The sequence below is a fragment of the Mesorhizobium sp. M0062 genome, assembly GCF_040323125.1.
Classification (GTDB): domain Bacteria; phylum Pseudomonadota; class Alphaproteobacteria; order Rhizobiales; family Rhizobiaceae; genus Mesorhizobium.
In genome coordinates this window covers 1-10975 of the sequence record NZ_JAMYUO010000049.1, presented here as the reverse complement: position 1 = coordinate 10975, position 10975 = coordinate 1, and the positions used below count along the sequence as shown (strand labels likewise).

Genomic DNA, 10975 nt, shown 5'->3' with positions numbered 1-10975 from the left:
CTCTCTCGCAAGGGCCGATAAGCGATACCGTTGCCCACAACATGGCACGCAATGGTCTGCTGCAAGCAGCGCGTTGCAATGCCGACTTGCGCCTGCAGGTGCAATCGGCCATTCTTACCGTAGGTGCGTACCTTGTCGTCAGGCAGGAGGCTACGGCCGGGGTCATGATTGTCAGTTCGATCATGATGGGGCGTGCGCTGGCTCCGGTCGATCTGGCCATTTCAAGCTGGAAACCCTTCCTCATTGCGCGCCAGAGTTGGGCGCGGCTGGAGGACCTCTTGGAAAAGGTTCCTGAAACCGCTCCTGTTGTGCCTATGCCTGCACCTGAACGCGAACTGCGCCTGGAAAGCGTGACAATCGTTCCGCCCGGTGAAAGCAAGCTGACCGTGACCGGCCTTGCGTTTGCCATTCAGGCGGGAAGCGCACTTGGGGTCATCGGCGCATCGGGTTCGGGCAAGTCGACACTCTCGCGCGCCATCGTCGGCGCATGGACGCCGGTCGCCGGGAAGGTTCGCATCGACAGCGCAAGCCTCGATCAATGGGACCGGGAAGCACTAGGCCGTCATATCGGCTATCTGCCACAAGGTGTTGAACTGTTCGACGGCACCATTGCCGAAAACATCGCTCGTTTTGAAGATGATCCTGACCCTGAGGCTATTGTCGCCGCGGCGAAAGCAGCGGGCACCCACGAACTCATCCTCCGATTTGAGCACGGATACGAAACTCCGGTCGGTGAGGTCGGATCGGCACTTTCCGCCGGGCAGCGTCAGCTTATCGGTCTTGCCCGTGCCCTTTATCGAGACCCTTTCCTTGTTGTGCTGGATGAACCCAATACCCATCTCGATGCGGAAGGCGAAGCTGCAGTCGCTAAGGCGATCGCCTCCGTGCGCGAGCGCAAAGGCATTGCGGTTGTCGTCTGCCATCAGCCGAGCGTCATCAGCGCCGTCGATTTGGTGTTGGTGATGGAAGGTGGACGGCAGCGAGCATTCGGTGCGCGTTCCAAAGTCCTGAAGGCCATCGAGTCTACACAGGATCACGTGGCAGAGCGCGCTGACATGGAGGATACCGGTGTCCGGCATTGATCAGAACAATGACGTTTCAAGCTCCATTCGCCGCCACCTGGTGGCGGGCCTTCTGGCGAGCGTGATCTTTGTGGGAGGAGCCGGAGCCTGGGCGACCTTCACGAATCTCTCCGGTGCGGTTGTAGCGTCCGGACACTTTGTCGTCGTTTCCTATGTCAAGAAGGTGCAGCACCCGACTGGCGGGGTGGTCGGAGAAATCCTGGTGCGCGAAGGGGATAAAGTAAAAGCCGGCGACATCCTCATGCGGCTCGATGCTACCCAGACGCGCGCTAATCTCGCCATAGTCACCAAGCGGCTCGATGAGCTGGCCGCCTACCTGGCACGACTCGATGCTGAGCGTGACGATCTCGCGGAAATCGCCTTCCCGGACTGGCTACTCGCCCGAAGAGATGTTCCAGACGTAGCTTCGGCAATAGATAGCGAGACGCTGCTGTTCGAATTCCGCAGGCAATCCCGCGACGGGAAGCAGGCGCAATTGGCGGAACGCATTACTCAATATCACCACGAGATCGAAGGACTCAAGGCGCAGGAAATTGCCTGTGAAAAAATGATCGAGGTTCTCCAAAAGGAAATTGCTGTTCTAAGTGGGTTGCGCAAGCAAGGCATTGTCTCGGACCAACGGTTGAACAGCCTGAAGGTCCAGGTTGCCACTTTCGGTGGCGAGCGCGGTGAGAAGATCGCAGATCAGGCACAGACGGCAGCCCGCATAGCCGAAACGCGCCTGCAGATCCCGCAGATCGATCAGGATTTCAAGTCGGAAGTCGGCCAGGAGCTCAGAGAGGTTCAGGCGCAGGTCGGGGAGTATGTTGAGCGCAAGGTGGCGGTTGAGCAGGAACTGCGGCGGATCGATATCGTCGCGCCGCAGTCAGGCGCCATTCAACAACTCGCAATTCATACGGTCGGCGGAGTGATTACGCCCGCCGATCCGATCATGCTAATCGTGCCGGAAGGCGACGATCTTGCGCTTGAAGTACGAATCACCCCGAAGGACATCGACCAAATCCAGCTTGGCCACAAGGCCGTGCTGCGGATGTCAGCCTTCAATCTGAGAACCACGCCGATATTGAACGGATATGTCAGCCGGATCGCAGCCGATCTGGCGACGGATGAAAAAAACGGCATTTCGTACTACCTGGTGCGCCTGTCGGTTCCGCAGGCGGAACTGACGAAGCTCAAGGGCCTGACGCTCGTGCCCGGTATGCCGGCCGAAGCGATGGTCGAGACGGGCGAGCGTACGGCGCTTTCCTATATCGTGAAGCCGCTGTCGGACCAAATCAGTCGGACATTCCGGGAGGAATGAACCCAGAGAAATGAGTCTTGGCCATGGTGGCGTTCCTTCGCGGGAATCAGGTGAAGTGAACAATGACCAGCCTGCTATGACCGCCCCCTCTCAGCGAATTTGCAGAACTCTCAGCACACTACCGGGACGGCCTTGTCCGGCGAGGTCATACTGCGAATGTCCCATATCGTTTCTCCTCAGGCCGCTATTGGCCAGAGCACAAACGTTCAGGAGGGGGGCCGGGAGCCGACCGTCTACTTTTGGCAACCCTTGCCTTAGAAGCCGCCGAAAAATGGATAGCGTTGAACAAGTGCAGCGCCCTCTGTGTCGCTTCACCTTGCGGCACCAAAGGTCCAGAAGGTCAGTTGTCTGTTCAGCGATGAGGGTACCGACGCGACTCTGGGGTGGCGTGCCTGCCCGGGTGGTGGCGTATCAGGGCCCAAATGTTTCGGTAGTGTCCAAGGGGACCGAGTTATCGACCGCGGCCAAGTACTAGCCGAGTTTCGCCGGAGAACCGGCCTCACGGACAACACAGCAATGCGCGCAACCGCTCCGTCGCGCAGTCACCGTTTTAGCCATCGACAAGTTCTTGAACTGGAGAATTGTCTTGGGTTGCAAGTTCACATCTGAAGACAATCCCGATGTGACACGAAATAGGCTGGCTGCGGCCATCGTGGCGGCCGCCATGGACACGAACGAAGCCGAAAACTCCGGAGGCATCCGGTCTACGAAGCTCTTGACATCGCTTTCTCCCAACTGTCCGCATCTGGGCTCGGCAGAAGCGAGATAGGACAAGGCTGCATCAAGGTTTTCGACCTGTCCGGCCAATTCCTTCCGTCGTTCTTCCGGCGACATTGCCCGTAGGGCCGCTTCCCGGGCAGCGGCCTTGGCCCTTCCGTCGTCGGGCACGTTCCAACAGCCCAGGCATTCGGCTTGTTCGACGAGGCCGTATATCACCGCTTGAGCCCTTAAGCCGTCTGTACTTCCGCCCACGACGACGCGGGGGCACAGACCCTGGATGTCCTGACGGGACGTATTGATGTCCACGGCCGATACCACGAGTTCGTACGAGTCCCGCGCTTCCGCCAGATCGAGCTTCGGATGCAGGCCTGACCGGCTCGAGAGGATGTAATCCCGAAGCGTTCCGGAATGTTCGAAGCCCCCCAGTCCGCTGAAGGTCCTGTATCGCTCCACGGCCTCGACCTTAGGTCGGTCGAGATCGTCGAGGCCGGCCAAAAAGCACCGGTTAAGATTGGTGCCCTCGAGGTCGTGGCGGTCATGATCGATGGTAACGAGGAATGAGCTTGCCAATTCGCTGGCGCCCAACACCTGGATGATCCCCTGACCGACGGCGCCTGCCCCGACGACATACAAAGGGGGCAAGCGCGTGTCCGATACGGCTGGACCGTCTTCCAATACTTCCCAGCGGCCGGATTCCCCCGACCACAGGGAATACGCGTCATCCCGGGCGAAGCGTCCTTTCTTCAAGCCTTTGGCGTGCTTGAAGACCTCGCCTGCTGCCAAGGCCGCTGCCAGGTATGGGCCGAGGCAATCGCGCCGGCCGAAAGAACCACCGAATGCTCGCGGAGCGGAGCCGATCCAGGCTTTCCACCCCTCTCCCCAAACATAGATGCTCGCGCCTCCACGCATCTGACCGGTCATATCTATGGTCAAGTCCTCCACGCCATCGGGTGGAAGCACCGGTATCCGCCCGCCGTTGGCCCAGGACGCGAGGTTCTCGACGGCCTGGAAGGCATTTGCCGGACCGGCCCCGTTCGGCGTGACGACCGTCATCTCGCCTTTTACCGCGACCCGGATCGAACCGACCAAGCCATGCAGCCTAGCCAGTAGATTGACGAGACAGACCAGAAGGTGTTGGCGATTGACTGCCCCTGATACGTCGCCGGCACGAATGAGGATCGTTTTAGGCGACGCGACGTCCCCCAAACCATCCAACGGTCGGGAATGACGATCCCCCAATGCCAAGCCACTCATCGGAAATCCCTTCTGTCCACTGCCGGTGCGGCGATCACCTCAAGGCGGCCATGGACCTGCCCTGGGGATAGCATGTGCCAATAATCGTTCTGCCACTCGTGCACGCCGATGCCTTGCGGCCAGGGCGCGGCCGGGACGCCGTATATCGGGAATACGATCGAAAGAATCCGGCGGCTCGAAATCATGCGGTCATCATATCGCGAGTGTTCCGTGCCCATTCCGGGATGGCTGTGAATCTGAGCCAAGGGCTTCCACCCTTCGGGCAGATCGCGCACCATTTCGCTGATCGCATCCGGCTCCACATGATAGTTTCCGGGCATAGATCGCTGCGTGGGCGCCCGGACCGATCGCACAAGGGCGGTATCGCCGTCCCGCTCGCCGTACCAGAAAACACACGATTCCCGGCGGCCTTCGCGCTGAAGCAGTTCGCGTGTCGCCGAAATCGCAGTCGGAGGTAAGCGAAGGACGGATCCGATCGGCACATAGGGCCCGGGTGCCGGGTCGCGCCACAATAGGTATTCATCCTGCATGACGACCGAATCTTCCCGAATAGTGGTTGCGGAAAGCACGTTCGATCGCCACCAACGTATGATTAAAGGTATCGCCCGTGCGCCAGAGGGTGGTGTCTTCGCCGCCGTGATTGACGTCGTAGTATTCGAACACAGCGGAACAGCACACGAGCTGGATCTTTTGCCCGCTGGGGTTCTGGTAAGCCGGATGGACGTGGACCTCCGGCGAGGTCAGTTGGGGCAGATGGTGCTGTTCGGCTAGGCCGGCGTAGTCAAGGGTCGCCGGATTGACGAACCTGGCGCTGGGCGGCCAGTCCGAACCGGCAAGAAAATCGAGCCGGAGAAGATACTCTTCGGTATTTCCGCCGAAAGTGCCGCGCATGGGGACAAGCAGCGTCCGGTCCGATGGCCGGCTCCAGCCGAGCTCTTCTATCGTCTGGCCCCTGAAGGACAGCACCCGCGGCAAGTGCTGGCCTAGCACTTGCGTGCCTGCCTGCAGGTCGATGGTGGGCCGGACGCCATGCGATGCCATTTCAGGCCCCCCCGGTCCTGGCCGCGATCTCGAACTTCTTGTCGCACAAACCTTCCTGCTGGGCCGTCTCGAGAGGAAGGCCGAGGTGGTCCATCAGGCTCACTGTCCCGACGTCCGTCTCGGCCTGGAACACGTCACGCTCGTTGCGCATGACGTCGAGCTCCTCGTAGGCCCGGTCCCAGATCGACTGCAGAGTAGTACCGGACTCGGCCTTGAAGCGCACCGTTTCCAGTTCACCCAGGTGCTTGACGCGCACGGTCTGCTTCTTTGGCCCCGCAAGCTTGCCCGCCTTGAAGCTTTCGACGCCATCTTCATCCAGGTCGATGACGTCGTCCTCATCGAGGGGAAAGTCGGGCTCGTCCGTCTTTTCCAGATAGATGCTCTTGTCGGCAGCCACGCCCTTCAGCTTGCGCAAGGTTCCGGCCGTGATGAAGCGCGCGGGCCAATCCAGGGGGCCGCCGGCGAAGGCAAGCCGGTAGGATCGGTCGCTCAGGGCGACGATAAACCGCTGTCCGTCGGACAAGGGCACGGATTCGCGGCTGCGGACGTCCTCAAGTTCGCCGTTGTCCCGCATCTGCAGGACATAGCTGTAATCGTCGGACGAAAACCCCGCGGCGAGGGCGATCTGGTCGCCTGAGGGGGTCTGGTCATTTACGGGAACCGCGCGGAACACTAGGTCGGTGCCGGCGATATGGATGCTGCGAATGGGATCGCTGTCGTTCATTTGGTTTCTCCTGCGTCTCGATATCACATCAAATAGTAGCTATTTCTTAGCTAGTCAATACGTGACCTGTAGCTATTAATTGTTGACTAGCCTCGTGGATAATGATATGAACGCGCGGCCGTCAAGGAGGACCCTATGGTTGAAAAACGTACGATGACGCTGAATTTGAGTTCGCAGGAGATGGATCTAGTCGATCGCCTCGCCGATGAAAAAGGTTTGTCCAAGACCGCCCTAGTCCGACAGGCCCTCAGGCTCTACCAATCCATCACGGACAGAATAGAACGCGGCGAGAAGGTATTCTTCGAACACCCTTCCACCAAGGAAAAAGCCGAGCTCATGATGCTGAGCTGAAGCCATGTCGGGTAGCCTCATCGGTACCTACGACCTGTTAGACCGTCGGACCGGCAAGTTCACGGAATCCCATCTCCTCAGCCCCGCGGATGCCGGCAATGTCGCCGATATAGACGGCTCGTGGCGCCCGCTCATGGAAGCCAGGATTGCGGAACTGAAAGCCGCCGGCCAATACAACCTGCAATTCCTCGCCGATAACGACATCCAGGACGCTCATTGGCGATGGTCCGAGAAAGTCGACATGGCGTCAAACCGGCTTGACCGGCAGTCGTTCGCGATCGTGGCGGAAGGTGCCACACAGGGCCTGATGCTCGTGACGACTGCAGGTTTTGCCAAAGAACCCTCGCAACGCGGCAAGCCGCTGGTCACGGTGGACCTGCTGGCTACCGCGCCTTGGAACAGACCGCGTTTCGATGCGTCCCCTCGTTTCAAGGGCGTGGGGCGCATCATGATGGTTGCCGCGATCAGCTTGAGTGTTCAAGAGGAATTCAGGGGACGGGTAGGCCTGCACGCCTTGCCACAGGCCGAAGCTTGGTATCGAGATGTGGTTGGAATGACCGACCTGGAAATCGACGACACGCGCATGCGCTACTTTGAGATGACCGAAGCACAAGCGCGCGCCTTCCTCACTTAAACAGAAGGAGCAGATGATGGAGATGCTTATCTCACGCGACTGGCTCCGGCGAAAGATCGAGTCCGATCCGGATACGGACCATGACGCGGGATGGCCGTTGGAAGCCATCGACAATATAGGGATGTTCCTGCCGTCCGAACTTGTGTCGGACGCGGGCAACGTGGTCGAAATGAAGCACGCCTTCGGGGTCTTCATACGCCAGTTGAGACGACGCGACCAATTGTCGGTTGAAACCTTGGGCGCAAAGGCGCGGGTGGAGGCCGCCGAGATCAGGTTGATCGAACGGGACCCCAACTACAAACCCAGGCCGAGGACCGTTCACCAGTTGGCCGAGTTTTTTAGGATGCCGCCACGAGCGCTGATGAAGCTCTCTGGCGCTACGGTTACTAGAGACGAGGTCCTGCAGGAAGAGGCCCAGAAGTTCGCGGCTAAGTCCGATGATTTGTCCAAGCTCAGTAAGCACGAGCAACAGGTCTTGGACAGTTTCGTCAAGTTTCTGGTGCTGGGGCAGAAATGAACCGATGATGGAGGGGACGGTCGGAGCATATGAGGCGGACGACATCCGAGGACTCGTTGACAGGATTCTCCGCGAACTCGGCAATCCCGAACCGCCCCTCCGTCTCCCGGAGGTCCGGCAGTTGCTCGCGCTAGACCTCAAGTACTATAGCTTGTCCAATCCGACGCTCCTGCAGGAAGTCGCGCATAGGATGAAGGTGGCGGGCAAGCAGGTTATCGCCCGTCCGACCATTCTGATCGACGTGATCAAGAAGGCCAACCTCTCCGCCTTATGGATACCCGACGGCAATCGCATCCTGATCGACCAACAGGTTCCCGACGCGAAGAAACGATGGATCGAGGCCCATGAGGTTGGGCATAGTTTCATTCCCTGGCACAAGGATTTCCTGTTCGGCGACGATCAGTACACGCTCGATCCGAACTGCCACGCCAATGTGGAGGCGGAGGCTAATTTCGCCGCCGCACGCTTGCTGTTCCTTCAGGACCGTTTCGCGTGCGAGGCTCGCGACGTCGAGATTACCTTCAAGTCCATCCAGAATCTGGCCAAGCGCTACGGCAATACGATAACCACCACGTTATGGCGCACGGTCGAGGAGCGGGATGGCGAAACGCCGGCATTCGGGATGGTCAGCGCCCATCCGCACCACGACGATATCGGCCGCGACCCCGGCGGCAAGGACGTGCGATACTTCATCCGCTCACCCGCGTTCAGGACGCGGTTTCCGGGGATCACTCAGGAATTCTGTTGGAACTTTCTCAGGGCCAGTGCCGGCCGGGCTAGGAGAGGTCCGATTTTCGACGGAACCGTCGTGTTGACGGACGCGAACGGAGTCCGACACGAGTTCGCGATCGAATGCTTCTGCAACCACCACGCGATCCTGACCTATGCCGTACACAGGCGCCCGGCTCCGTTGATAATACCGGTTAAGTGATACCGCTGCGGCGCTAATAAGCTCGCCCGGCTACGTCCGCTGGTCAGGGAACGGAAGCTTCCAGGCTTAAGCTGCGTGAACGAACGGCCGATACCAGGGCGCATTAGGGCCGCAGGCGGCCATCGTTTTCATTGAGTCGTCTTGGCCAGCCGTGGTCTTCACTTGACCCCCCCGCATGATGATAGATAACCAAGAAGGATCTAGACCGAACCGGAAAAGACAAGGTGCAGGTGCGAGGCATTGAGATAAATATCAGGAACCGAACCAATCCACAGAAATATTTTGTTGGTATTTCTGTTGGTAGCAGATGCGGCCAACCTTCGCATAAGTCTCTGAAACGAAAACGGGATTTTCTCCACTTGGATTCCGCCTCTGGGCACCATCCCCCCTTCTCCCGGCACTCCCTTTCACCGAACCTTCTACGCTGCAGCTTCTGCAATCGCTTGGAATTGTTGGTCTTTTGCGGTCGCATTGCGCGGTTAAGCGGGACACGGAGGGCTTCAGGAGCATTTGGTCCAACGAGGCGGGGGGATGGTATTTCCGTTGGTATTCGACATCCTGATGGTATCGAAACAGCCAAGGGAGACCTGACGAATGCCCCTCTCCGACGTGAAATGTCGAAATGCCCGCCCTGCTTCCAAGCTTGTGAAATTATCTGATGGGGGCGGGCTGCAGCTATGGGTACAGCCCACGGGCTCTCGCCTCTGGCGGCTCGCCTACCGCTTTGACGGCAAGCAGAAACTGCTCGCGCTGGGCAGCTATCCCCTTATCTCTCTCGCCGAGGCACGGGAGGCGCGCGATGACGCTAAAAGGCTTCTGCTAGCTGGCGTCGACCCTGGAAAGGAACGCAGCTTGCGGAAGGCCGATTCGGCAAAGGACACCTTTCGCTCAATCGCGGACGAATATGTTGACAAACTAAAGAAGGAGGGACGTGCTGACCGGACGATCAGCAAGGTCAAATGGCTGCTCGACTTTGCCTATCCGATAATTGGCGACAAGTGCATTCGGGAGATCGACCCGGCCACCATCCTTACCGCCCTCCGCCGCGTGGAGGTTCGCGGTCGATACGAGTCGGCCAGGCGACTGCGCTCCACGATCGGCAGCGTGTTTCGATACGCAATCGCGACCGCACGCGCCGAGACAGATCCGACCTTCGCCCTCAGAGGCGCACTCATCAGTCCGACGGTAACGTCTCGCGCCGCGATTACCGATCCGAAGGCCTTGGGCGGTTTGCTGAGGGCGATCGATGCATTTGACGGACAGCCTACAACCCGGGCCGGTCTGATGCTGATAGCGCTGCTGTTTCCCCGCCCCGGGGAGCTTCGCGTCGCTGAATGGGAAGAGTTCGATTTTGAAAGCTCGGTGTGGACCATCCCTGAAGCACGCATGAAAATGCGACGGCCGCACCGCATACCCCTATCAAAGCAGGCGATCAGCGTCCTGACTTCACTCAGGGAAATTTCTGGTGGTGGATCGCTGCTGTTTCCTAGTGTTCGATCGGCTTCACGTCCGATTTCCGACAATACGCTAAACGCCGCACTGCGTCGTATGGGTTACGGCAAGGAAGAAGCTACCGCGCACGGCTTTCGAGCAACGGCATCAACTTTGCTGAACGAATGCGGCGAGTGGCATCCGGACGCGATAGAGCGGCAGCTGGCCCACATTGAGAACAACGACGTTCGGCGCGCCTATGCCCGGGCAGAGCACTGGGAGGAGCGCATCAACATGATGCAGTGGTGGGCCGATTATCTGGATGAACTTAAGAGCAAAAACCCGCGGGTGAACTCAACCGAGGGACGCCGCAAGCCTGCTGTCCATACGATAACGCGACCATCCACTTTGAACCCAACAGCGGCCGTTCATCAAAGGCCGATACAAATCTCCAACCGCCGGAAATCATACTGACCGTCGAAAAACGCCGAAACTCGTCGCCAAGTCGTAGGCCCGGAGGGGGCAACTTTCTTTCCAGGACACTATTAAGGTTACCGGATGATGACGGTTGGTTTGGGGCCGAAAGCGCAAGGTCCGTTTTCGGGATTCCTGGGTCAAATTAACCCCTCAGGCCTCGAGCTTTTCGCCGTCAAAACGGCTGTTGAGGGATTGGCAGGCTATACCGCTGACGAAGCGCACATGTGACGCACCGAGGATAAGTAACCCCGCTTGGTCACGCGGGCGCTGCCGACCGGTTGGTCGAAACTGGCGCTGGTACTCGCTATTCACGAAATTGCCGATCACCCTGACGAGGTCCACTAAGCAATGGTGAACGTCATTTCTGAAGTCGCAAGCAACTCGGCCGCCCTGCTCCATTGAGGTCAGCCATGCCTTCGCGGAGCCGGCGCAATCTCTGCTGGAGCCTGCATGCTTCTTCAGGCGCAAGCGCTGTGTCTCAGTGCGGCATGAATCCTTTTCTCAGCCAAGCCA

12 protein-coding genes are annotated in these 10975 nt (G+C 59.1%); 7 read left to right on the top strand and 5 right to left on the bottom strand.

Annotation, left to right across the window (positions count from 1 at the left end; genetic code table 11):
* A partial coding sequence (locus NKJ64_RS30080) for a type I secretion system permease/ATPase (protein ID WP_352463804.1) occupies nucleotides 1-1082 on the top strand: 1082 nt, incomplete at its 5' end.
* The gene (locus NKJ64_RS30075; protein WP_031204569.1) at nucleotides 1069-2382 is read left to right on the top strand and encodes an HlyD family type I secretion periplasmic adaptor subunit; all 1314 of its coding nucleotides are present in this window, start codon (nucleotides 1069-1071) and stop codon (nucleotides 2380-2382) included. The genes NKJ64_RS30080 and NKJ64_RS30075, both read left to right, overlap by 14 nt.
* A 471-nt stretch (nucleotides 2383-2853) precedes the next feature.
* Here the strand turns inward: NKJ64_RS30075 and NKJ64_RS30070 are convergent, their stop codons facing one another.
* Genes NKJ64_RS30070 through NKJ64_RS30055 form a run of 4 tightly spaced genes read right to left on the bottom strand, consistent with a single transcriptional unit; the run spans nucleotide 2854 to nucleotide 6121 of the window.
* Nucleotides 2854-4356 (bottom strand): ThiF family adenylyltransferase, encoded by a 1503-nt coding sequence (locus tag NKJ64_RS30070; RefSeq protein ID WP_023686063.1) that lies wholly within the window; start codon nucleotides 4354-4356, stop codon nucleotides 2854-2856.
* On the bottom strand, nucleotides 4353-4886 hold the full coding sequence (locus NKJ64_RS30065) for a Mov34/MPN/PAD-1 family protein (RefSeq protein ID WP_023746428.1): 534 nt from the start codon (nucleotides 4884-4886) through the stop codon (nucleotides 4353-4355). The genes NKJ64_RS30070 and NKJ64_RS30065 overlap by 4 nt, the downstream gene beginning before the upstream one ends.
* Entirely contained in the window at nucleotides 4876-5397 is a 522-nt protein-coding gene (locus tag NKJ64_RS30060) for a hypothetical protein (protein WP_023686065.1), read from the bottom strand. The genes NKJ64_RS30065 and NKJ64_RS30060 overlap by 11 nt, the downstream gene beginning before the upstream one ends.
* Nucleotide 5398: 1 nt before the next feature.
* Complete coding sequence (locus NKJ64_RS30055) at nucleotides 5399-6121, bottom strand: multiubiquitin domain-containing protein (protein ID WP_352463803.1); 723 nt, start codon at nucleotides 6119-6121, stop codon at nucleotides 5399-5401.
* Between the two features lie 135 nt (nucleotides 6122-6256).
* Here NKJ64_RS30055 and NKJ64_RS30050 point away from each other — a divergent pair, with 135 nt between their 5' ends.
* From NKJ64_RS30050 to NKJ64_RS30030, 5 genes are all read left to right on the top strand, one after another.
* Nucleotides 6257-6472, top strand: a complete 216-nt coding sequence (locus NKJ64_RS30050; protein WP_023686067.1) for a ribbon-helix-helix protein, CopG family — start codon at nucleotides 6257-6259, stop codon at nucleotides 6470-6472.
* A gap of 4 nt (nucleotides 6473-6476) precedes the next feature.
* Entirely contained in the window at nucleotides 6477-7106 is a 630-nt protein-coding gene (locus NKJ64_RS30045; RefSeq protein WP_023686068.1) for a hypothetical protein, read from the top strand.
* A gap of 13 nt (nucleotides 7107-7119) precedes the next feature.
* Nucleotides 7120-7623 (top strand): helix-turn-helix domain-containing protein, encoded by a 504-nt coding sequence (locus NKJ64_RS30040; protein ID WP_023686069.1) that lies wholly within the window; start codon nucleotides 7120-7122, stop codon nucleotides 7621-7623.
* Nucleotides 7624-7744: 121 nt separating this feature from the next.
* On the top strand, nucleotides 7745-8554 hold the full coding sequence (locus NKJ64_RS30035) for an ImmA/IrrE family metallo-endopeptidase (protein WP_352463802.1): 810 nt from the start codon (nucleotides 7745-7747) through the stop codon (nucleotides 8552-8554).
* A 594-nt stretch (nucleotides 8555-9148) separates the two neighbouring features.
* The gene (locus NKJ64_RS30030) at nucleotides 9149-10459 is read left to right on the top strand and encodes a tyrosine-type recombinase/integrase (RefSeq protein WP_031204573.1); all 1311 of its coding nucleotides are present in this window, start codon (nucleotides 9149-9151) and stop codon (nucleotides 10457-10459) included.
* Between the two features lie 153 nt (nucleotides 10460-10612).
* Here the strand turns inward: NKJ64_RS30030 and NKJ64_RS30025 are convergent, their stop codons facing one another.
* On the bottom strand, nucleotides 10613-10930 hold the full coding sequence (locus NKJ64_RS30025; RefSeq protein WP_156939327.1) for a hypothetical protein: 318 nt from the start codon (nucleotides 10928-10930) through the stop codon (nucleotides 10613-10615).
* Nucleotides 10931-10975 lie beyond the last annotated feature (45 nt).